Origin of the sequence: Neobacillus mesonae, from assembly GCF_001636315.1 — a bacterium.
GTDB classification, from domain to species: Bacteria; Bacillota; Bacilli; order Bacillales; family Cytobacillaceae; genus Neobacillus; species Neobacillus mesonae.
In genome coordinates this window covers 4242320-4263519 of the sequence record NZ_KV440949.1, presented here as the reverse complement: position 1 = coordinate 4263519, position 21200 = coordinate 4242320, and the positions used below count along the sequence as shown (strand labels likewise).

The 21200-nt window shown below is 39.8% G+C and carries 23 protein-coding genes and 1 pseudogene; 10 read left to right on the top strand and 14 right to left on the bottom strand.

Annotated features, from left to right (window positions below; genetic code table 11):
* Nucleotides 1–192: 192 nt before the first annotated feature.
* The 4 genes and pseudogenes from A6749_RS27795 to A6749_RS19905 form a co-directional block, all read right to left on the bottom strand.
* A pseudogene (locus tag A6749_RS27795) lies at nt 193–886 on the bottom strand (transposase).
* Between the two features lie 329 nt (nt 887–1215).
* Nucleotides 1216–1944 (bottom strand): YwiC-like family protein, encoded by a 729-nt coding sequence (locus tag A6749_RS19915; protein ID WP_066394918.1) that lies wholly within the window; start codon nt 1942–1944, stop codon nt 1216–1218.
* A gap of 67 nt (nt 1945–2011) precedes the next feature.
* Nucleotides 2012–2533 carry a molybdopterin-guanine dinucleotide biosynthesis protein B gene (gene mobB, locus A6749_RS19910; protein WP_066394915.1) on the bottom strand — a complete coding sequence of 174 codons (522 nt, stop codon included), beginning with the start codon at nt 2531–2533 and terminating at the stop codon, nt 2012–2014.
* Complete coding sequence (locus A6749_RS19905; RefSeq protein ID WP_066394910.1) at nt 2521–3786, bottom strand: molybdopterin molybdotransferase MoeA; 1266 nt, start codon at nt 3784–3786, stop codon at nt 2521–2523. The genes mobB and A6749_RS19905 overlap by 13 nt, the downstream gene beginning before the upstream one ends.
* Before the next feature lie 230 nt (nt 3787–4016).
* Here A6749_RS19905 and ric point away from each other — a divergent pair, with 230 nt between their 5' ends.
* Entirely contained in the window at nt 4017–4712 is a 696-nt protein-coding gene (ric, locus tag A6749_RS19900; RefSeq protein ID WP_066394907.1) for an iron-sulfur cluster repair di-iron protein, read from the top strand.
* A gap of 46 nt (nt 4713–4758) precedes the next feature.
* On the opposite strand, the gene moaA is transcribed toward ric, so the two are convergent.
* On the bottom strand, nt 4759–5775 hold the full coding sequence (gene moaA, locus A6749_RS19895; protein WP_066394904.1) for a GTP 3',8-cyclase MoaA: 1017 nt from the start codon (nt 5773–5775) through the stop codon (nt 4759–4761).
* A gap of 268 nt (nt 5776–6043) precedes the next feature.
* Here moaA and A6749_RS19890 point away from each other — a divergent pair, with 268 nt between their 5' ends.
* A complete protein-coding gene (locus tag A6749_RS19890; RefSeq protein ID WP_066394902.1) occupies nt 6044–6742 on the top strand; it encodes a Crp/Fnr family transcriptional regulator in 699 nt (232 codons plus the stop codon).
* 47 nt (nt 6743–6789) lie between these two features.
* Here A6749_RS19890 and A6749_RS19885 read toward each other — a convergent pair whose 3' ends face one another.
* The 3 genes from A6749_RS19885 to A6749_RS19875 all read right to left on the bottom strand — a co-directional run bounded on the left by A6749_RS19885 (nt 6790) and on the right by A6749_RS19875 (nt 8741).
* Nucleotides 6790–7914: a TIGR04053 family radical SAM/SPASM domain-containing protein gene (locus tag A6749_RS19885; protein WP_066394900.1), complete on the bottom strand. Its 1125-nt coding sequence runs from the start codon at nt 7912–7914 to the stop codon at nt 6790–6792.
* A 167-nt stretch (nt 7915–8081) separates the two neighbouring features.
* Complete coding sequence (locus A6749_RS19880; RefSeq protein ID WP_066394894.1) at nt 8082–8420, bottom strand: DsrE family protein; 339 nt, start codon at nt 8418–8420, stop codon at nt 8082–8084.
* Nucleotides 8421–8432: 12 nt separating this feature from the next.
* Nucleotides 8433–8741 (bottom strand): metal-sulfur cluster assembly factor, encoded by a 309-nt coding sequence (locus A6749_RS19875; protein WP_066394891.1) that lies wholly within the window; start codon nt 8739–8741, stop codon nt 8433–8435.
* Nucleotides 8742–9000: 259 nt separating this feature from the next.
* On the opposite strand from A6749_RS19875, the gene A6749_RS19870 reads away from it, so the two are divergent.
* The 3 genes from A6749_RS19870 (at nt 9001) to A6749_RS19865 (ending at nt 10265) form a co-directional block, all read left to right on the top strand.
* Entirely contained in the window at nt 9001–9813 is an 813-nt protein-coding gene (locus A6749_RS19870) for a Cof-type HAD-IIB family hydrolase (RefSeq protein WP_066394885.1), read from the top strand.
* Nucleotides 9814–9924: 111 nt separating this feature from the next.
* Nucleotides 9925–10077, top strand: coding sequence for a hypothetical protein (locus A6749_RS28650; RefSeq protein WP_164745633.1), 153 nt, complete (start codon nt 9925–9927; stop codon nt 10075–10077).
* Nucleotides 10078–10079: 2 nt separating this feature from the next.
* Nucleotides 10080–10265, top strand: a complete 186-nt coding sequence (locus A6749_RS19865) for a DUF3813 domain-containing protein (RefSeq protein WP_066394880.1) — start codon at nt 10080–10082, stop codon at nt 10263–10265.
* A gap of 33 nt (nt 10266–10298) precedes the next feature.
* Here A6749_RS19865 and A6749_RS19860 read toward each other — a convergent pair whose 3' ends face one another.
* Both A6749_RS19860 and A6749_RS19855 read right to left on the bottom strand, forming a co-directional pair.
* Nucleotides 10299–10991 (bottom strand): BsuPI-related putative proteinase inhibitor, encoded by a 693-nt coding sequence (locus A6749_RS19860; RefSeq protein WP_066394878.1) that lies wholly within the window; start codon nt 10989–10991, stop codon nt 10299–10301.
* A 93-nt stretch (nt 10992–11084) separates the two neighbouring features.
* Nucleotides 11085–11927 carry a YitT family protein gene (locus tag A6749_RS19855; RefSeq protein WP_066401064.1) on the bottom strand — a complete coding sequence of 281 codons (843 nt, stop codon included), beginning with the start codon at nt 11925–11927 and terminating at the stop codon, nt 11085–11087.
* Between the two features lie 106 nt (nt 11928–12033).
* Between A6749_RS19855 and A6749_RS19850 the strand changes: the two genes are divergently transcribed.
* Entirely contained in the window at nt 12034–12885 is an 852-nt protein-coding gene (locus tag A6749_RS19850) for a DegV family protein (RefSeq protein WP_066394877.1), read from the top strand.
* A 32-nt stretch (nt 12886–12917) separates the two neighbouring features.
* Here the strand turns inward: A6749_RS19850 and A6749_RS27790 are convergent, their stop codons facing one another.
* Together A6749_RS27790 and A6749_RS19845 are read right to left on the bottom strand one after the other, a co-directional pair.
* A complete protein-coding gene (locus A6749_RS27790; protein ID WP_084797910.1) occupies nt 12918–13049 on the bottom strand; it encodes a DUF3941 domain-containing protein in 132 nt (43 codons plus the stop codon).
* Nucleotides 13050–13122: 73 nt separating this feature from the next.
* The gene (locus A6749_RS19845) at nt 13123–13989 is read right to left on the bottom strand and encodes a CvfB family protein (protein ID WP_066394870.1); all 867 of its coding nucleotides are present in this window, start codon (nt 13987–13989) and stop codon (nt 13123–13125) included.
* A gap of 126 nt (nt 13990–14115) precedes the next feature.
* On the opposite strand from A6749_RS19845, the gene A6749_RS19840 reads away from it, so the two are divergent.
* Both A6749_RS19840 and A6749_RS19835 read left to right on the top strand, forming a co-directional pair.
* On the top strand, nt 14116–14607 hold the full coding sequence (locus A6749_RS19840) for a YajQ family cyclic di-GMP-binding protein (protein ID WP_066394866.1): 492 nt from the start codon (nt 14116–14118) through the stop codon (nt 14605–14607).
* Between the two features lie 104 nt (nt 14608–14711).
* Nucleotides 14712–15584, top strand: coding sequence for an SDR family oxidoreductase (locus A6749_RS19835; RefSeq protein WP_066394859.1), 873 nt, complete (start codon nt 14712–14714; stop codon nt 15582–15584).
* Between the two features lie 45 nt (nt 15585–15629).
* Here the strand turns inward: A6749_RS19835 and A6749_RS19830 are convergent, their stop codons facing one another.
* Nucleotides 15630–17162, bottom strand: coding sequence for an alpha-amylase family glycosyl hydrolase (locus tag A6749_RS19830; RefSeq protein ID WP_066394852.1), 1533 nt, complete (start codon nt 17160–17162; stop codon nt 15630–15632).
* A gap of 341 nt (nt 17163–17503) precedes the next feature.
* Between A6749_RS19830 and A6749_RS19825 the strand changes: the two genes are divergently transcribed.
* Nucleotides 17504–18067 carry a DUF2777 domain-containing protein gene (locus tag A6749_RS19825; RefSeq protein WP_066394836.1) on the top strand — a complete coding sequence of 188 codons (564 nt, stop codon included), beginning with the start codon at nt 17504–17506 and terminating at the stop codon, nt 18065–18067.
* 42 nt (nt 18068–18109) lie between these two features.
* Here A6749_RS19825 and A6749_RS19820 read toward each other — a convergent pair whose 3' ends face one another.
* Nucleotides 18110–19138, bottom strand: a complete 1029-nt coding sequence (locus A6749_RS19820) for a ThiF family adenylyltransferase (protein WP_084797909.1) — start codon at nt 19136–19138, stop codon at nt 18110–18112.
* Nucleotides 19139–19340: 202 nt separating this feature from the next.
* Between A6749_RS19820 and A6749_RS19815 the strand changes: the two genes are divergently transcribed.
* Nucleotides 19341–21170, top strand: a complete 1830-nt coding sequence (locus tag A6749_RS19815) for an aldehyde ferredoxin oxidoreductase family protein (protein WP_066394831.1) — start codon at nt 19341–19343, stop codon at nt 21168–21170.
* Nucleotides 21171–21200 lie beyond the last annotated feature (30 nt).

The following is a 21200-nucleotide window of genomic DNA, read 5'->3' as shown; positions in this document are numbered from 1 at the left end:
GTCTTTGCTAACGGACCTGTTGATTTCCGCTACGGGCACTCGCTTTCGGCGGGGAGGTTCCTGGAGCCTCCTCGGCGCTTTAGCGCCTGTGGGGTCTCCAGTGACCTCTCTATCCCGCAGGAGTCGAGTGCCCTCCGCTCCAATCAACAGGGGGCAAATCAACCTGAAGTATTGCAACACACTTTTTCTAGCCTAGCTAAGTGTGTTGCAATCTTTTTTTATATTTTGGCAGGCTGCCGTAAGGATAGCCTGTTCACTTGCTTTCTTCAATCCCCGTAACCGGCAGTAGCGATGCCCATGCAGTTCTTTTGAATCTGCAAAGCTTCGCTCAATTTTTTCCTTTCTAAATTTATAAAGTATTTTTCCCGATTTTGATAAACGGTTTAATCTTACCTTTTCTTTGTGCTCTTCCCAAACATGACGTGTCACTACCTTGACCTTATTTTTAGATCGTGTACATTGGGAAAGAAGTGGGCAGTTTTCACATTTCTTTGGATCTGTCTTGTATTCTCGATGCCCCTCCCGGTTAGTTGTTTTGTACGTTAATTCTTGCTTATTAGGACAAACATATAGATTACGGTCTTTATCATACGAGAATTTCCATTTAGGAAATAAACCAGCGGTAGGCGACGTTTGTCCTTATTTCCCTTTCTAATTGACGTTCAGAACGAATGCTGTAAATGTACCCAATAAACATCATTTTAAAAAGAATAAGGGGATTAGTAGGGCGTCCGTTATCATGACTATAATAAGGACGAACTTTTTCTAGAAGAAATGAAAAATAAATGTATTTGTCAATCAAGCGAAGGAGGTGGTCGTCTGGAACTAACTCATCAATAGACACAAATTCATATTCACTTTGGCTAAACTCTTTTGGCTTAAACATTGTTTTCATCACTTCTTTTTAATTATTTATTAATTGAACGGAAGCTCTTTATTAATAACAGACTGTTGATTAGAGCGGAAGGCGGCGAAGACTCCTGCGGGAGTACGGGGCAGGGGGAGACCCCGCAGGCGCTTCAGCGCCGAGGAGGCTCCCCGGCACGCCCGCGGAAAGCGAAGCCGCCTGGAGCGGAAATCAACAGACCTATTGAAAGGCATATATCTTAATAATATTATAATAAATTAACGCGGTGAAATATTAAAGTATTTATATAAAATAAAAGGCTATCGAAAGTTTTTTGACAGCCTTTAGGTCAAATTTGACCGATTTTTTTATTTTAACATTAGAATTTGTATAGCCATCAAGATAAAAAAGATAGCAGAGTTCACAATTTCATAAATTCCAATTTCTTTTGGAGATAGCTTTTTGCCGTAAAAAATAATCGCTCTGACCAAGCTTGGTATATAAGCGAGGACGACGATCCATAAGCCAAATACCAGCCAGGAAAGGACTAAAAGAGAATGATATACCCAAGAAACCCATTTAAATTGTGAATTTTTCTTCTCCCTAATCATCGTTTTCACATAGAATGTACAGCCAATGAAAAATAAAATAGAACTTAAAAAGCTGAAAATAAGTGTTTCGATAGTAATCCCGCCGGCTCCAAAATAACTGCTTGCCAGCCCGGCAATAGAAAACGCACAAATTGCACTAATATCATTCATAAAAGCCCGGTCCCGATTAATGGATGTGTAATAAGCATTTATGATAAAGAACGGAATCATTAACAGGCCAAAAAAATAAATTGACGGCCTTTCCATTAGCGGGATGATAAGCAGCAATAAAGCCGGCAGCATATATATAAAAGTCCATTTTATATAATAAGGGACCTTTTTCTTTTTAAAAATCAGGAGCATCGGATATGTTGCTAAATATAATAATAGCCAGCCTAAAAAAAACGGAATATGCTGCCATAAAAAGCCGCCATTGAACACGCCAAGCCAATATGGGATGATTAACATTGCCCAGGCGCCATGCTGTTTTGGTAAAAATAGCTTCATCTTCTTTCACTCCTTCTCCTGTTACCATTACTATAAATTAGGCAACTAGAAAAATAAGTGAAGAACATCACTTTGTACATAATTGAACAATGAAATTTACCACCGATTCATCATCGATCGAAAAGCAGGGTATATTCATATTTGTCTCAATGTACCTCTTTATATCCTCCTGCCAGTACAATACAGCCTCAAGGTTATCTAGTTTATTTAATAAAATTGTATCGGCCATCTCCTTGACCATTACCAGCTTAGGATAATTGGCTGACTTATGGCCCTCTATCAAAATAACGTCCGGATGAAAGAAAGCCAATAACTGAATTTGATCTTCCAGGCTGAATTTTTCATGTTCTGCCTGCAGCACTAAGCGGCCGCCTCCTTCAACAATTGCGGCGGCCGCACCTGACATCACATATCTTGAAGAGTCCTTTCCTTCAGGGACATCCGGCTTTCCTCCATGACCATGGTGTTTAATTGCAGTTGTTTTGATTCCAAGATTGGTCAGTCTTTCGATCAATTTCGCTGTAAATGTTGTCTTCCCGCTATTTTGATAACCTACTATTTGGAGGATTACCGGTTTTACCACGGCCATTCACTGCCTGCTTGGTCTTCAAGCAATAAAACATCCACTTCTGCGCCTTTGGTAAAACCTCTTGTCCCGCCCGGAAGAATCGTCAGTGAGTTGGCACCTGCCAAACTCATAATAATATTAGACTTGTCTAATCCGCTTGGAGTAACTTTCAGTTTGCCGCATTCGATGTAAGCTGAGCTGCGGACAAATCTTGTAAATGGATTAGCTTTAGGAAAATCAGTCTCCAGTATTGCTCTTTCAATCCGTAAATGCGGTTTGGAAGAACAAAGCATCCGGCGAATAATCGGACGGGTAAAGAGTTCAAACCCCACATAACATGCCGAAGGATTACCAGAGAGCCCAAATAGCAGCTTTCCATTATGCTGAGCAACTGTCGTTACACTTCCCGGCCGCATCGCAACCTTGTTAAATAGCACTTTCGCTTCTAATTTCTCATAAATCTCCGGAAGGAAATCATAGTCTCCGACAGAAACACCTCCAGTAGTGATCAAAATATCCACTTTATCCAAAGCATTTTTTACAGCGGTAAAACAAGTATCAAAAACATCCGGGAGCTTGCCTAAATATTGGACTGCCCCGCCGGCTCTTTCAATCTGTGCAGCAATCATATGTGAATTACTATTTCGAATTTTCCCGGGAACTAATGGTTCATCAACCTCCAATAATTCCGTTCCAGTTGCAAATAAACCAACTAATGGTTTTTTCGCAACAGGGACATGATTATAGCCAAAGGTTGCCAGCATGGCTTGTATTCCAGGATTAATTAATGTCCCTTTTCTGACGAGAACTTCGCCTTCCTTTGCATCTTCTCCGTGAAATGATACGTTCTCTCCTGCTTTAAACTCCCGCTTAATAGACATATACGGTATTCCGTTTTTTTCATAGGCTTGCGCTACTTCAAACATCACTACCGCATCGGTTCCTTCAGGCATCATCGCACCTGTCATAATACGGACAGCCTGATTTGCTGCGATCAACTTTTGTGAAACCATCCCGGCACCAATATGATCAACCACTTCAAATTCAACAGGATGGGAAGCTGATGCGTCACTTGAATCAATCGATCTTATCGCAAAGCCGTCATATGGTGCCCGGTCAAAATGAGGAACATCACAAGTTGCCGTTAAATCCTCTGCCAAGAAGCGACCATAGCTTTCTTCAATCGATACCGGCTCTGTAACACCTTGCATTTCATATTCCATAATTTTTTTTACTGCCTCTGCTATTGGAATGGGTTGTCTTCTTTCAAACAAATTCATCGGCTCCTATCTAAAACAGTTCATTATTCGTACTTTTCCATGTTTATTATAAGCCTACAAAAAACTCATTGACATATCAAATATCACACCTTTTTTGAAAGATTCCTTGTAGAAACAAAAAATCATAGGAGATGTGTGATGCAGGTCACCAAGTTTTTTCCCGGTTTAGCTTATGATTAGGTTAATAAGTACTACCTTTATGATATTAAAAGGAGGAAATATAAATGACTTTCCCATTTTCTGCTGACTCATTAGTTAAAGATATTGTGAACGAAATACCAAAGACAAGTGATGTTTTTAAAAAGAACCGCATTGATTTTTGCTGCGGTGGAAATATTCCATTAACACAGGCAGCTGCCCAGCATGGGCTAGATATGAATACTCTTTTGGATGAATTAAAAGTCGTTTTTGAGAAGTACGAACATACTGAAAAGGATGTAGAGGTTTGGACTGATTCCCATTCCAATACAATCATCGACCATGTAATCCAAAATTATCATCGCGCTTCTGAAGAGGAATTAAAAAATCTCAGTCCTTATGTCACGAAGGTTTCCCGCGTGCATGGTGACAATCATCCAGAATTATTAAAAGTAAATGAACTGTTCTACGAGTTTAAGAAGGAATTGATAGAGCATATGGAAAAAGAAGAGGCAGTCGTATTCCCATTAATTAGACAGCTCGAGGACGGTACCGTGCCAAATCGCGAGGAAGCAATTCAAATGATTGTTGAACTTGAAAAAGAGCATGATCATGCCGGAGAAATCCTTAGACAAATCCGTGAAGTTACCTCAGATTTTGCTCTCCCACTCGATGCATGCGGTACCTATCGATTGGTTTATGCCCGTTTAGAGGCATTAGAGAGCCTGACCTTTATGCATGTCCATCTTGAGAATAACATTCTATTCCCTAGATATCTGTAAGAAGAACGAGCCTGCAGTCAAATGCAGGCTCGTTTTTTAAAAGGCTTTAGCCGCCAATATAAGACATTTCAATTTTCTTGCGATTTTTATTTGTTTCTGCCGTTCTTTCATCCGAATACCTGTCATTGCGGCCATTCCAAATGGCTGTTATCCGCTCCGCTAATTGCTCATCTGTTGCGCCGTTGCGCATAAAGTTCCGGATATCGTGGCCATTTCCATTAAATAAACAAGTAAAAATCTGACCATTGGCAGAAAGCCGGGCACGAGTACAGCTGGAACAAAACGATTCGGAAACGGAGGTGATAAAGCCGACATTAACGTCCTTATCCTTGTAGCGGTACAGTTTTGCGACCTCGCCATAATATGCTGGGTCTACAGGTTCCAATTCGAAATGATCCTTTAATAAATGATAAATCTGCTTTTTCGTTACTACATCATCCATTTTCCAGCCATTTGTCGAGCCAACATCCATATATTCAATATATCGAAGTTCTAAACCGTTATTTTTACAGAATTCCGCCATTGGAATAATTTCACTGTCATTCAGCCCCCGCTTAACTACCATATTAAGCTTTACGCCTAATCCTGCTTGTTTTGCTGCCTCAATTCCTTCAAGTACCGGACCTGTTCCAACACCGCGTCCGTTAATCTTTCCAAATAGCTCATCATCCAAACTGTCCAAGCTGACGTTAACTCTTTTTAAACCAGCATCTTTTAAGCTTTGCGCCAATTTTGGGAGCAGCACTCCATTCGTTGTAAGAGCTAAATCAGCTAAACCGTCAATGTTCGAAAGCTTTTCGACCAAGGTTGGCAAGTCTCTTCTTAACAGCGGTTCACCGCCGGTTAAACGAATTTTTTCAACGCCAAGTTGAACAAACAGTTTCGCTACCCGTTCTATTTCTTCATAAGTTAACAAAGCACTTCGCGGCAAAAATTCAAAGTCAGGACCGAATTGGTCCGCGGGCATACAATATTGGCATCGAAAATTACAGCGGTCAATGACTGAAATCCGCAAGTCTCGTAATGGCCTATTTAATTTATCTTTAATAATGGTTTTTTCCATTAAATATCAACTCCATAAAAAAAAGAAACATGTTATAACTATTGTATCAAATGATTACAAAAAAAGACTGTTAGTTTTTTCACTGTCATAACATTTTAATCATATTTAATTATTTCCACTAAATTCAATAAATTCCTGCTAGAACACCATAACTTTTCACTATATTGTCATTGTTTACCCAGTTCAAACCAATTTTAATGTTATAAAATATTACTAATGGAATCAAAAAGGACCTACGGGTACTCCTATTTTGTTAGAGGTGAATGTTATGACAACGACTATTAAACCAACTCAATCAATTGAAATAAAAGAATTATTAAAATTTGCCGACCGAATCTTTACAAGTGAACGGGGAAGATTCTTATTTCAAGAGGGAATGAAGGCGGATGAGCTTTATGTTATTATTTCCGGAAAAATTCAAATCAGTAAAATTACCGCGGATGGACGGGAGCTTTCTTTAAGAATTTGCGGCGAAAATGACATTTGCGGGGAACTAACATTATTTACAGAAAGCCCGAAATATCTATTAAGTGCCAAGGTTCTTGAAGAAGGTGAAATTGCCGCAATCAAAAAAGATGTGATTGAAAGTGAAATCTTTCAAAACAGCAAGCTCGCGTATGAGTTTATGAAATGGATGAGCGATCATTTTCGCAAAACCCAAACTAAATTCCGTGACCTTGTGCTTAATGGGAAACGCGGTGCGCTCTTTTCTACGCTTATTCGGATGACCAACAGCTATGGCGTGCATAAAGGTAAGTCCATTTTAATTGATCTGCCATTAACCAACCAGGAACTGGCTAATTTCTGCGGAACATCTCGTGAAAGTACGAATAGAATTCTTAGCGAATTAAAACGTGATAATATTATTTCCGTCAAAAAAGGCAAAATCACCGTATTAGACTTACAATATTTAAAAGATGAAATTGGCTGTGAAAACTGTTCCGCTGTTTATTGTAGTATAGAGTAAGTACCTGCGGGCCGCCATTAGAAGCGGCCCGCTTTTTAATGTAACAATTACTTTGTCTGCTTTTCTCTTAAAGCCTTAGGTATATAGACGCAGAAAGGTTCGCTTTCTAAGTAGTCTCCTGTCATTGCGTATGCTCTTGACCTTGAACCACCGCAAACATAACGAAATTCACAGACACCGCATTTTCCTTTAAACCCATCGGGATTTCGTAAGGCTTTAAAAATTGGTGATTCTCGATAGATTTCAGCCAGCGGTGTGTCACGGACATTTCCGGCCTTAATTGGCAGCAGACCGCTAGGATATACATCACCAATATGGGAAATGAACACAAAGCCATTTCCATCATTCACTCCTTTTGGCGCCCTGCCAAGGCCATCAATCGACCCTGTTAGTCCTTTTTCAGTTAAAGCTGATAAATAATTGATTTCATCTGTTTGTTCCTTCGCTTCCCGCATTTTTTGCTGGATTACCACACGGCGGTAGTGCATTGCTTCAGTTGTTTTAATATCGAATGATACACGTTTGCTTAGATCATAAAGCCAACGTAAGACTTTCTCATGTTCGACGGGAGAAATCATGTCTTCTGCCTGCCCTCTTCCAGTAGGAACAAGGAAAAAGACACTCCAAAGAACACAATCTAATTCTTCAACCAATCTTGCCATTTCATCGAGGTGCTCATAATTATATCTGGAAACAACGGTATTAATCTGAATTGGCATATCAAGTTCATGTAAATACTTAATCCTTTCCATGGTCAAAGCAAACGAACCTGATGTTCCCCGGAAATGGTCATGAATCTCGGGCTTTGGCCCATCAAGGCTGAATGCCCAGCGAGAAAGTCCGACCTCTTTCGCTTTGCGCATTGCTTCAATCGTAACATTTGGAGTTGCACTAGGTGTCATCGAAACACGCACGCCTTTTTCCACGGCATATTTGGCAATATCAAAAACGTCCGGCCTCATAAGCGGGTCCCCGCCAGTAAATACAAGCATTGGGTTATTCATATCGTATATTTGATCGATTAAATTCTTTCCCTCTTCAAACGTTAATTCTCTTGGGTCTCTAGTATATTGTGCATCTGCACGGCAATGCAGACACTTTAATTGACATGCACGGGTAAGCTCCCAAATTACAATAAACGGATCTTTATTAAAATCTCGACTAAAATCCATTTCGAAACGCCTCCTAATACAGCTATTTAAACCTCAAATAGCTTTAATACCTGTATTATAAAAGTGTTTATGTTTATAAAAAGTGAACTACCTCACAACCCTTTTGTACATATTTGTCCAATTTGTGAAGAAAAGGCATAAAAAAACAGCAGAATGTTCTGCCGTTTTTAAGAAATGGTTAATACCTCATATTTTGCAGCAAGTTCAATAAAATCAGCCATGCCGCTAATTTTGCCGACGGTTAATTTTTCACTGACACCGTAGTGGTCAGCACAAGTTTTGCAGGCTAAAATATCCACCCCTTTATCCTCCATCTCTTTCAAATGGACGGAAACCAATGATTCCTCCGTCATGGTGAAAACTCCGCTGTTCATGCAAAACACTGCAACTGGAAGGTCCTCCCTTTGTTTTAAAAGAGTGAAAAAGGTTTCTAAAACATTTTCTCCTAATACTTGATCGCCTCTGCCAAGCTGACCGGAACTCACTAAAATCACTTTATTTTTCATTTACTATACTCCTTAACGAATGCCCAGAGCTATTTTCGCATAACGAGACATCATATCTTTATTCCATGGTGGATTCCAGACAATATTAACATCGACGTCTTTTACTTCAGGAATATCTGCCAATGCTCGTTTAACTTGATCCACTATGGTTCCCGCAAGCGGACAGCCCATTGCAGTTAGTGTCATTGTGACAGTCAATTTATCTTCGTCATCCATTTCAACATCATATACTAAACCTAAATTTACAATATCAATACCAAGTTCAGGGTCAATTACAAGCTCTAATGCCCCCATTATATTTTCTTTTAATTCCTCATTCATGTCGTCTCACTCCTATTTTTAGTGTTATCACTATTATATCAAAAGAAATAGTTTTACTTAATTTCAAACATAGTATAACGATTTTTACCTATCAATGGTGTGAAATTTTTTACAGTTTAGCTATAATCTTGTTAACATTGTCTGTATAGTTAATAACTACTTTTTAATTATTTATAAATGTAGTGTATCATGTATTATAATTTTTTCCTAAACACAAGCATCTACGAAAAATAATTTTAAATTAAAGCGAGGGAATATTATGTCAGAAAGACATTTAATTGCATTAGATCTAGATGGGACGCTGCTGAAAGACGATAAGACAATTTCCTTAAAGACAAAAGATGTGATCAAAAAGGCTAAAGAGGAAGGTCATGTTGTCATGATTGCCACCGGAAGACCTTACCGTTCAAGTGAAATGTATTATCGAGAGCTGGAACTTGACACTCCGATTGTAAATTTTAATGGCGCTTTTACACACCATCCACTTAATTCAAACTGGGGATTTTATCATCAACCGCTTGATGTGAAGGTAGCAAAGAATATCGTCGAAGCATGCCGCAGTTTTCAATTCCACAATATTATCGCTGAGGTAATGGATGACGTATATTTCCACTATCATGACCAGAAATTACTGGACATTTTTGGCTTTGGAAATCCTAAAATCACCACCGGAGATTTAAAGAGCTTTCTTCATGACTCACCAACAAGTTTGCTGATTCATACAGAGGAAGATCAGCTGCAAAAAATTCGTGAACACTTATCCGAGGTTCATGCTGAGGTAATAGAGCAGCGTAGCTGGGCAGCACCTTGGCATGTAATTGAAATTATTAAGGCCGGTCTAAATAAGGCAGTTGGCCTAAAAAAAGCAGCGGATTATTACGGCATTCCTGCAGAAAGAGTCATTGCTTTTGGCGACGAAGATAATGATTTAGAAATGATTGATTATGCCGGACATGGGATTGCCATGGGAAATGCGATCGACCAGCTAAAAAACATTGCCAATGATATAACCTTAACAAATGAAGAAGATGGTGTTGCTGCCTATATTGAGGATTTGTTAAATCTGAAATAATCATCATCTCCATTGTTTACATAAATGAATCTTCATCAGATGGTGCATACTAATTTCTGAGGCAGCAAAGCTGTTTCAATATGAGCTTTTTAGCATATTGGAGGGATTCGAATGGGTAGATCGAACAAATCGAAACGCTTTGTCCAGCAAGGGAAAGATTCCGTTACTAAGCATGCTGAGAGAATTCCGTATAAAATGACCTATGCTGAAGCGGAGGCTCGGAAAATGGCCAATGTACATGACTCCTCGCTTGGAGGAATTTAACAATGGGTAACCAATTATTCCAAGAAGCCAGAAGATTTGTGGAGATGGCAAAAAGCGCCGACCCAGAATCTCGTGAAAGTGCGATGGCAAAAGCAAAGAATGCCTTAAGCTCTGCTTTTGCAAACTCCACTTTTGCGGAGCAAAGACAGCTCCAAGAAATGCAACAAGAGCTTGACCAAATTACTTGAATAGAAAAGCGGATGCATTGGGCATCCGCTTTTCTATTCTTTCAATCTTTCCAGAACTAATGGATTGATATTAACTTTCTTTCCCTCATTATTTTTTTCATAAAGATACAGGATTAGCGTAGCATTATGTGGAAGTCTTTCCTTTGGAATATGAATATCAATATTAAATTCTTCCCACTCCTGCTTTGCCCCCGTTACTTTAATCATTGACTCTTTAACGATTTCCACATGCCCATCTTCCACAACATAGTACAATCTTTTATGTTGTTTTTTTACTTTACCGCTAATTGCATAATCCCCTTTGGTGCCTGACACCTTTAGATTATGGAACACCTCATTTACCCTAGGGACATACAACTTTTGGTTATTCATTAATTTTGTCTTATTTTGAACTGGTTTATTATTGATGCTGATTGGCTTTAATGCCGTATAAATCAAGTATTCACCTTTCGGGACCCTTTTCCCTTCAAATTCATAATTCCATTTTACAACTCGTTTAATGCTTTCATGCGGCTGGATTGTAATGGTTTGAAATGCCTGTAAAAAATAACGGCCTTTTGAATAGACATATACCTCGTTGCCGGATTTGTCTGTGATGATCATTTCAAATATTTGTGAGGTAGGAAATTCAAAATCGAGCGGGAACTCTTCCAGATTCTTTACAACCACCTCAATTTCTGCTTGATTGGGCCCGGCAATTGGAATAACATCAATTTGGTAATTCAAATCATCCCTCCCATTTGCTGAAGCATTGAGTATGTTAGTTAGGAAAAGCATTACTATACAGATAATTATTCGCAAATTCATCACCTAATCCCTTTAATCTTTTCGAAAGAATCCATAAACCCCGGTGGTCTGAACTATATTCGTAAATGCATTTGGATCCACATCTCTAATAATTCGTTCTATATCATACAATTCATATCGAGTAATAACTATCATCATCATCTCTCTTGTTTCATTTGAAAATGCTCCTTTAGCGGGAATCATCGTAATTCCTCTTACTAGTTTCGCATGAATCGCCTTTTTCATCTCATCAGCTTTTTTTGTAATTATAAAGGCGGTCAGCTTAGAATGTCTTGTATGGATTGTATCGATAACTCTTGTTGACGTATATAAGAACACCAATGTATAAAGAGCTTTTTCCCAGCCGTACAGGAAGCCGGCCGTTAAAATTATGATGCTGTTTAAAGCTAACATATACGGCCCAATTGGTTTGTCCTTCATTCTGGACAGAATCATAGCAATAATATCCAACCCGCCTGTTGAGGCGCCAAATTTCAAGGTAAAGCCTACCCCCACTGCGATGATGACTCCGCCAAAAACAGCATTTAGTAATATATCATGTGACATTTGCTTTACAGGTATTAATTCTAAAAATAATGACGACAGGACAACGCTGATAAAGCTGTAGATCGTAAACGATTTCCCTACTTTCTTCCAGCCAAGGATAGCCACAGGAATATTAAGCAAAAGCAATAAGAACCCAATGGATATATGAATAGGAGTATAGTCAGTGAGCACCTTCGAAAGCAGCTGAGCAATACCGGTAAACCCGCTGGAATAGACATTTGCAGGTATTAAAAACAAATTCATACCAAGGGCGGTTAAAAAGGCACCGGCAATCACAATCGCGATTTTCTTTATTTCAAGCCACAAAATGAATTCCCCCTTATTTTTTCCGTGAAACAAATTAGATTATTGTAATTTTGAGACGAAACCGATAAACTAAGCTTGAGAATGATTAGTCTGAAAGCAGGTGAGCTTCATGCAAGTAAAAATACTGGCTGACAGCGCATGCGATTTACCAAAAAGTTTTTATGAAGAACATAATGTCACATTGATTCCGTTAAAGGTTTTCATTGAAGGAAACGAATTTGAAGATGTTAAAAATATTAATCCTAAGACCGTTTACGATGCGATTCGCAGAGGGATTGTCCCAAAAACATCACAGGCATCACTGCTCACTTTTGAAGAAATCTTTACTTCTATGGCGGAGAATAACGAAGATGGAATTTACATCGCTTTTTCTTCCGAGCTATCCGGTACGTATTCAACCGCTGTTATGATTTTTGACCAAGTGAAGGAAAAATATCCAAATTTTAATTTAACCATCATTGATACAAAATGTGCATCTTTAGGACAGGGCTTGATCGTCAAGGAAGCTGCAAGACTGGCAGCCTTGAATGTTTCTAAAGATGAAATCGTTAAAGATATAAAATTTCGCTGTGAGCATATGGAACATCTTTTTACAGTGGAAGATCTTGATTATCTGGCTAAGGGCGGCAGGGTATCGAAAGCATCTGCCTTTCTTGGCGGGTTATTAAACATTAAGCCCGTTTTAAATGTGGAGGATGGAAAACTCGTACCCATTGAAAAAATCCGTGGAAAGAAAAAAGTATTCCGCCGTTTAATTGAACTTATGAAAGAGCGGGGAAGCAGCCTTGGTAAGCAGGTGATCGGCATCAGTCACGCCGATAATGAAGAAACCGTACTGGAAGTTAAAGCAATGATTGAAGAGGAGTTTCATCCTCAAGAGATTTATATTTCTTCCATTGGTTCAGCGATTGGAGCACACACCGGCGCGGGAACGATTGCCATTTTCTTCTTAAATGAATGATCTATAAAAGGAGTGAGGGGTACCTCACTCCTTTATTTATGATCTGTTTTTTTGGAATACTGGTGCTTCCCCGCTTGGCGGTTTTTTTCACGAATCATATTTTTTTCATGACGCAGTGCGTTATTATCCTGTGCCTTTTTATCATTATCTGAAGTATGCGGCATGCTCATTACCCCTTTCAAATCACTTTATCAGGTGTTAGTGTCTGTCAATTTGAAACAGGATATGTAATGAACTTTACGAATCTTTCTTTTCATACGTCCAGCCGCCTTCCTGGTATACCTTCCCATCCTTCATCAGCTTGCCTAAGGCCCGCTTAAAAGCCCCTTTACTTAGTCCAAAACGCTCCTGAATATCCTCAGGCATGCTTTTATCGGTAAACGGCATTGCCCCGTTCCTGCTCATTAAATATTCATAAACATGGGCAGAATCCAAATCAAGCGATTCCTGTTTACGGGCAAGGAGAGACACGTTTACGGTTCCATCCTCCTTTATATCGATGATCCGCCCTTCGACTTTTTCTCCAAGCCGAGGCTCCTGTTTGCGCTGTGATTCATGAATAAATCCTTTAAACCCTTCAAGCGTATAAATCCAGCTGCCCACTTTGGCTGTACGGTAAATATACCCTTGAACATTTTTATTAAAACTTTCCCGTTCTGCCTTTGTTGAAATTGATTGGATCACCTGATCGCTTGCAAGCTTTGCGTATAAAAGATAATTTCGGTTCACCCGCAACGTTATATACAGCATATCTCCCTCTTTAGGCCAGACCGATTTATGGGCAGGTAGATCATCCTTCCCTAACAAAATATCCTTTTGCAGCCCAATATTTAAGAACACTCCAATGTCCGGCTTCACATCGGTTACCTTTACCCAGCCATAGCGTCCGGCAGCAATCTCCGGAATCACCATTGAGGCAGTCGGCCGTCCCTCATTATCCACATATAGAAAAACCTCGAGCTGTTCCCCTTCTTCGACCTCACGATTTACTTCATTGTTATGTAATAAAACGTCTTCATTTCCATCCGATAAAAAATAGCCAAACGGTGTTTTCCGTGCCACCGTTAATATTGTGGTTTGGCCAACAAGTTCTTTTATTGACATTTTATACTCCCCTTTCATTTTGGAGCTTTTTTTCTTAGGTTGTAAAACTAGGGCTTATTTTACTATAATGTAGGCATGAAGGGAAACTTTAACAAGGTTTTTATATAAAATGGAGGGTTGGGTTTCATGTCTAAAGATAGCTCATTTGATATTGTATCCAAAGTAGATTTTTCAGAGGTTACAAATGCAATCACGCAAACCATGAAGGAAATTAGTACACGCTATGATTTTAAAGGCAGCAAAAGTGAGGTCTCTCTCGATAAAGAAGATCTTGTTCTTGTATCAGATGATGAATACAAAATGGAACAATTGAAGGATGTTCTTCTTAGTAAATTAATCAGAAGAGGTGTTCCAATCAAAAATCTTGATTACGGGAAACTTGAAAAAGCCTCAGGCGGTACAGTACGGCAGCGGGCCAAGCTTGTTCAAGGTATCGATAAAGACAATGCTAAAAAAATTAATACCATTATCAAAAATAGCGGTGTAAAAGTGAAAAGCCAGATGCAGGATGACCAAATCCGGGTAAGCGGTAAAAACCGTGACGACCTGCAAAAAATTATTTCATTAGTCCGCGATGCAGATCTCAGCATTGACGTTCAATTCATTAATTATCGCTAAATTTTGGCATAAGGGAATTTCCTTATGCTTTTTTTATTGCTCTTATAATTTTCACCTTTTTTCCAAAACTAACGATTGTAATGAATATCTTGGAGGTAGATCTTATGAGCAGCAATCAAAACCAGCCGAAACGAATATTCCCGCCGCAGCACCAAAACCAGCAGCCCGGTGTTGAAAGCAAAATGAACCCAAGACCAGTCTCAGTTGACCACAATTATAAAGCAGCGGGAAAATTAACTGGAAAAACGGCGATTATTACAGGTGGTGACAGCGGAATTGGAAAAGCCACAGCGATTTACTTTGCCAAAGAGGGAGCAGATGTAGCGATTGCTTATTTAGAAGAACATCAGGATGCGGAGGAAACCAAACAGCTGATTGAGGCAGAAGGTCAGAAATGCCTGCTGTTTGCAGGTGATATTGGGCGTGAAGAGCATTGTAAGGGAATCGTAAATCAAACCATTAAAGAATTTGGCAAGCTTGATATTTTAGTAAACAATGCCGCGGAACAGCATCCGCAAAACAGTTTGTTAAATATCACGGCAGCACAACTGGAAAAAACATTTCGGACGAATATTTTTTCTTATTTTTATATGGCTAAAATGTCTCTTCCTTATTTAAAAAAGGGCGCCTCAATTATTAATACAGCATCCATTACCGCCTATAAAGGCAATGAGCAATTACTCGATTATTCAGCAACCAAGGGGGCCGTTGTTTCCTTCACCCGTTCATTGGCGGGTTCACTTGCAGCACAAGGTATTCGTGTTAATGGAGTAGCTCCCGGGCCAATTTGGACGCCGCTAATTCCTTCAACATTTTCTTCTGACCAGGTCGCCACTTTCGGCTCCACAACACCAATGGGGCGTGCGGGAGAGCCTTGTGAGCTTGCACCAAGCTATGTGTTCCTGGCATCGGATGATTCCTCTTATATCAGCGGTCAAATATTTCACGTAAATGGCGGAACCATCATCAATGGTTAAAGATTAAATAAAATACAGCGGGAGAACCCCTCCCCCGCTGTATTTTTAATCTATGCTATTCCTTTTTCGTCTTTTTAAAATAAAATATAAAAAGACGAACACTAAGATCCAAACAACAGTCAATGAGCCTACAAGCGGGATATTAATCCCAGTCTTTTCTGTAAGCACATAGATTTCAGCATGGTCACGATCCTGAATAAGAATATATTGACCTTTGTGGCTGCGTACAAGATCCCCTTCAAGCAAGCCTCGAAGCTCTTTGTTTTTACCACCAGGCAGCTGGTCAGCAGTCAGCGTCACCTTTTGGGATTTGTTTGTATTATTAATGGCAACGACGGATGTTTCTCCCTTATAAATTCTTTTATATACAATCATCCCATCTTTGTTGTACAGCATTTCAAATGTTCCTCTTGTTAATGAAGGCAGCTGATTTCTTAGCTCAGCTATTTTAGTTATATAATCAATCATTTCTTTTTCCGCCCGAAAGTTCATCTGCCTGCGGTTATCTGGAATGTCAGTACCATTTAAAGCAATTTCAGTCCCATAATAAACAACAGGAATTCCCGGTGTTGTATATAAATAAGTTAAGGCCGTTTTCCAGCGGGAGCCCGGAAATTGGCGCTTATCAACAATATCATGGGTAAATCTTACGGTATTCTCGTTATCTAAAAAATTCGCCGATTGTTCCGCTTTTTGATTTTTGTCAAATTCCGTGCTTTCGGCTGGCACTGTTTGGTCCGTCCCGGCAAAGACCTGCCGTAAATCTTGACTGCGGCCAAAGTCTAAAACACTGTCAAGGCCAGCTGCTTGATATTTATTTACATCCACAGAAGTAGTTTTTGACGGTATTCCCAAAAGAAAGAAATCCTTTTTCTCCTTTTTTACTGCCTTGGAAAAATCGCTCCAAAAATTTAAAGGGACGTGATTAACCTCCGGCAAACTATATCCATCAATATTTGTCTTTTGGACCCACCATTTTGCTGCATCAATTAAATATTTGCTAACCTCGGGATTCTCCTGATTTAAATCCGGAAGACCGTCCACCCAGCCATTTTCAATTTGCTGCTGGTTGTCCCAATCTTTAATGGCTTGTTTCGGATGAAACCATTTTTGCTTACCAGTATCACTTACCCACGGGTGGCTCGGAGCAACATTATTTGTCACAAAATCTAGTATTACTTTCATTTTTCGCTTATGGGCTTCCTTAATGAGCTTTTGGAACGTTTTCAGTGAGCCAAAATGCTCATCCGTCTTATAAAAATCGGTTACCCAATATCCATGATAGCCACTTTTTGCGTTATCAAAAATAGGTGTCAGTCTGATCGTTGTAAACCCCATATCATGTATGTAATCAAGCTTATCGATAATTCCTTGAAAATCACCGCCATTATAGGCCAGCGGATTTGTCGCATCGACGTCTACATCATTCTTAATATCACCATTATTAAAACGGTCTACCACGATTGAATAAACGGATTCATCCTGCCACAAGCGGCCGTCTTTCTCTACCTTGGCGTAAGCAGGAAAGGCCGAAAACAATAACATTGCAATTAAAATGGGTATAATTCTTCTTTTCATCAAAAAATCCTCCTTAATCTACACCCATTTTAATCTATGAAAGTAGTTATTCCAAATTTTATTTTTCACAATCAGTTTATTTTTATAGCCTGCCCATTTTATATAGGCTGGTAACATGACAAAGTATCAGAATAAATCAATTGAGAATACTCTAAAAGTAGGGGGCATTTTGGATTGACAGAATGAAAGAGTTTAGTAATCAAATTAAATACGAAGCCATAATAAGACATTGAACGCCTTTCCTCCCCGTCCTGCCCTTCACAAATTCATCCAAAACAGGTTATAAAATTCCAGGAAGATGTCTAAAAAGAAAAATGAAGCATCTGGCATGGAGGTAAACAATGAATCGACAACAACGAATGCACCTTTATGATATTCAAAACAGAGCCTATACAGAGGGTACTGTCGAACAAATTAATGATCAATGGATATTTTTTGATGAGGAAACGGAAGAAGCTGCCATGCTGGAGGATTTTGTCCAGCAGGAAATCGAGATTTTCCGGATGAATCGCTGGAAAAAAGGCATCCTCAATGAAGCGGGAAAAATCCGGATTGGAAATGAATTAATTATGCTGCGCGACAATGATTTGGTCAGAATTCGAAAGCATTTAATTTATTCGCTTGAACGACTTTTAGATGGAATTAATGATGACGCCTTTTTCCAATTTGTAACGACGTTAAACTCATTAAACTTTTCCATATTTGATTGTATTTATTGTTATAATCATTTGTCCTTTCTTTCCGATGAGCATCGTAAAGATGGTGTGAACTTTATGGTATTTGATAATCAGGATGAAATATGCAATGTTCAGCACCATTTTTGCTATTATGAGAAAATAAATGATCGGTTCGAATTTACCATCAATACCGGAAAGCGATTGATTATAGAAAAATTAATATCTTAATTAGCAAAAGGCATTTAGGGATTCTCCTCAATGCCTTTTCTGTTAATTTCCAATATATTTGGCGTAGAGCGACTTTGCCTTTGTTAGGTCATTGATTCCGTGGATTAGTACTCTTGCATCCTTAAAAATGACAATTGAAATATCACTTTCTGGTGAAAAGCGGAGTAAAAATTCATTTACTGCGACTTTTCCGCTTTTGCTCAAGCTTGCCGCTATTCTTTTTAGATCCAGCTGTTGTTTCAGCCGCGGATTAACCTGTACGGTATTTCGCCCGCAAAGAGTGGTAAAAACCATTTGCTGTTGTGATGACCGGTCAAGGAAATCAAATTGATGATGTACACATGCCGGGCAATTTGGATTTTTCCCTTGAGAAATATCCATCTGCAAAAAGGATAAGTCCCAAACATCAATTTGTTCCAGGTTTTGAGTTGTTTCAGCCGCCACTATAAGCTTTAAGGTTTCCAACGCCTGAAACGAACCGATAATATCAGTTAACGGCGACAAAACCCCAACCGTATCGCAGGTTTCTCCTGTCCCCTGCGGCACCTGTGGAAACAAGCAGCGGTAGCAAGGTGTGATTCCTGGCTTAAACACTGCGAACATTCCCCGTGAGCTGACAGCTGCCCCATGTATCCATGGAATACCAAATTTAACAGAAACATCATTAATTAAAAATCTCGTCATAAAATTATCCGTACCATCGACAATCACATCAACTCCTGTCAAAACTTCCTCGGCATTATCCAAATTTAAATCAGCAATCACAGCATCTACTACAACCGACGAATTAATTTTGTTCAGCCTTTTTTGGGCAGCCGCCGCTTTAGGAAGCTCCAGACGTGCATCTTCTTCATCAAAAAGAGTCTGCCGCTGCAGATTTGACAGTTCTACCACATCACGGTCTATTAATCTAATATAACCAACCCCCGACCTGACAAGATGATTGGAAATCACTGTACCAAGCGCCCCTGCCCCGACAACCGCAACCCGGCTTCTTAACAGTTTCCGCTGGCCCTCTTCCCCGATTTTATGAAAAAGGATTTGTCTTGAATAACGTTCTAAATCAACCATGATAATCCCCCTTTTCTCGATCATAATTTACATTTCTCTTATTGTAGCAAATAAAAATGTGTTTGATTGAATTAAAAAAGTTATAATTTTAAAAAAATTCTAGAAAGTGTATAATAAATATTGGATACACAGCTAAGATTTACTACCTCTGAAATCTATTTATATACAAAGAGAAAATAAAAAAGAAAAGAGGGGAATCGCTTTGAATCTAGGTGGTTTTAAAAACAAAGAAATCGTGGTTGATTTGACAGATGGGACTGTTGAATACCGCACCATCAACGAGAACGACGCAAAGAAGTATATTGGCGGACGAGGACTTGGGGTGAAATATGTTCTTGACAATGGCCCTGAGGTGGAACCTCTGTCACCAGAGAATATCCTATGCATCATGACCGGCCCTGTGACGGGTTCACGGTCAACCATGAGTGGACGCCTCTGTGTCGTCACTAAGTCTCCATTAACCGGGACTGTCACTGATTCTCATATGGGCGGCTGGACGGCAGCACGCTTAAAGTGGTCGGGCATCGATAATGTTATTGTCAAAGGAAAAAGTGACAAGCCAGTATACCTTTATATTGAGGATGGCAAAGCAGAGCTTCGCGATGCTTCCGGCCATTGGGGTACCAGCACAAGAACTTTTATTAAAAGCATGAAGGACCAATATGGCGACAAAGATTTAAGCGTGATGGCCATCGGGCAGGCGGGTGAAAACCAAGTGCGTTTCTCCTGTTTCATTAATGAACATGACCGTTCAGCGGGCCGCGGCGGTACAGCCGCAGTTGCCGGATACAAAAAACTAAAAGGAATTGTTATTAAAGCGGCACAAAAAGGCAATATGCCTGTGCCAAAATTAGATAGTGAATATAAGGACGCCAACAAAAAAGCCTTAAAGGCAGTACTTGACGGCGGGTTAACAGCCCCTAATAAGGGCGGGTTGTCTGTCTATGGTACAAATGTGCTGACAAACTTAATCAATGAGGTAGGCGCACTGCCAACGAAAAACTCGCAGTTTACCCATTGGGATGAAGCAGAAAAACATAGCGGTGAATTTGTAAACCAAAACATCCATGTTAAAAATAATGCCTGTCATGCTTGTCCTGTTGCCTGTAAAATAGAGGTAGAAGTAAAAGAAGGAAAGTTTAAGACACGCGTTGAGAGCTTTGAGTTCGAGTCGGCATGGTCGCTTGGAGCCAACTGTTTATTAAGTGATGCGAATGCTATTGCCTACCTGATTGACCGCTGTAATGAATACGGCCTTGATACAATTGAGCTTGGTCATGCCTTCTCGATTACAATGGAAGCTAGTGAAAAAGGACTTATTCCTGAGCAGCTAAGCTGGGGCGATGCCGACGCGATGGTTGAATTATCAAGAAAGATTGCTCATCGTGAAGGGGTTGGAGGCATCCTTGCCGAAGGACCTGCACGTGCAGCAGCGGCATGGGGCGCACCGGAATTATCAATGTCTGTCAAAGGCCAATCGATTCCAGCCTATGACCCTCGTGGAATACAAGGAATCGGACTCGGATATGCCACGAGTAACCGCGGTGCCTGCCATTTAAGGGGTTATACTGTAGCGAGTGAAATTGCCGGCATTCCAGAGCCAACAGATCGCTTAAAACCAGAAGGTAAAGGGGAATTATTAAAGGTTTTCCAAGACCTTTTAGCTTTTTCTGACTCCATGAATATTTGTAAGTTCTCTTCTTTCTCTGAAAATGCCGAGCACTATGCGGAACAATATAGTACAATGACAGGGGTCCCATTAACGGCGGAGGATGTCATGAAAGCGGGAGAAAGAATTTACAATCTTGAACGTTATTATAATAATCTAGCCGGCTTCAACAAGCGGGAAGATGATTTCCTCCCTAAACGCTTTACTGAAGAAGAAGCATCCGGCAACAGTGCAGGTCATGTAAGCCGGATGGATATAATGCTTGAGGAGTACTATCAAGTGCGCGGCTGGAAAGACGGTGTTGTTCCTGAAGAAAAGCTTCGTGAACTTGGCATTATCGATCCGGAAGAACAATTAGTATAAGAAAAAGGCTTCTGCGGATTGCTGCAGAAG

Bases quoted from the DNA above. Each gene is read 5' to 3' on its own strand.
- A6749_RS19915 (WP_066394918.1), bottom strand. From the start codon at position 1,944: ATGAAGCTATTTTTACCAAAACAGCATGGCGCCTGGGCAATGTTAATC.
- mobB (WP_066394915.1), bottom strand. From the start codon at position 2,533: ATGGCCGTGGTAAAACCGGTAATCCTCCAAATAGTAGGTTATCAAAAT.
- ric (WP_066394907.1), top strand. From the start codon at position 4,017: ATGACTTTCCCATTTTCTGCTGACTCATTAGTTAAAGATATTGTGAAC.
- moaA (WP_066394904.1), bottom strand. From the start codon at position 5,775: ATGGAAAAAACCATTATTAAAGATAAATTAAATAGGCCATTACGAGAC.
- A6749_RS19890 (WP_066394902.1), top strand. From the start codon at position 6,044: ATGACAACGACTATTAAACCAACTCAATCAATTGAAATAAAAGAATTA.
- A6749_RS19885 (WP_066394900.1), bottom strand. From the start codon at position 7,914: ATGGATTTTAGTCGAGATTTTAATAAAGATCCGTTTATTGTAATTTGG.
- A6749_RS19880 (WP_066394894.1), bottom strand. From the start codon at position 8,420: ATGAAAAATAAAGTGATTTTAGTGAGTTCCGGTCAGCTTGGCAGAGGC.
- A6749_RS19875 (WP_066394891.1), bottom strand. From the start codon at position 8,741: ATGAATGAGGAATTAAAAGAAAATATAATGGGGGCATTAGAGCTTGTA.
- A6749_RS19870 (WP_066394885.1), top strand. From the start codon at position 9,001: ATGTCAGAAAGACATTTAATTGCATTAGATCTAGATGGGACGCTGCTG.
- A6749_RS28650 (WP_164745633.1), top strand. From the start codon at position 9,925: ATGGGTAGATCGAACAAATCGAAACGCTTTGTCCAGCAAGGGAAAGAT.
- A6749_RS19865 (WP_066394880.1), top strand. From the start codon at position 10,080: ATGGGTAACCAATTATTCCAAGAAGCCAGAAGATTTGTGGAGATGGCA.
- A6749_RS19850 (WP_066394877.1), top strand. From the start codon at position 12,034: ATGCAAGTAAAAATACTGGCTGACAGCGCATGCGATTTACCAAAAAGT.
- A6749_RS27790 (WP_084797910.1), bottom strand. From the start codon at position 13,049: ATGCCGCATACTTCAGATAATGATAAAAAGGCACAGGATAATAACGCA.
- A6749_RS19845 (WP_066394870.1), bottom strand. From the start codon at position 13,989: ATGTCAATAAAAGAACTTGTTGGCCAAACCACAATATTAACGGTGGCA.
- A6749_RS19840 (WP_066394866.1), top strand. From the start codon at position 14,116: ATGTCTAAAGATAGCTCATTTGATATTGTATCCAAAGTAGATTTTTCA.
- A6749_RS19835 (WP_066394859.1), top strand. From the start codon at position 14,712: ATGAGCAGCAATCAAAACCAGCCGAAACGAATATTCCCGCCGCAGCAC.
- A6749_RS19830 (WP_066394852.1), bottom strand. From the start codon at position 17,162: ATGAAAAGAAGAATTATACCCATTTTAATTGCAATGTTATTGTTTTCG.
- A6749_RS19825 (WP_066394836.1), top strand. From the start codon at position 17,504: ATGAATCGACAACAACGAATGCACCTTTATGATATTCAAAACAGAGCC.
- A6749_RS19820 (WP_084797909.1), bottom strand. From the start codon at position 19,138: ATGGTTGATTTAGAACGTTATTCAAGACAAATCCTTTTTCATAAAATC.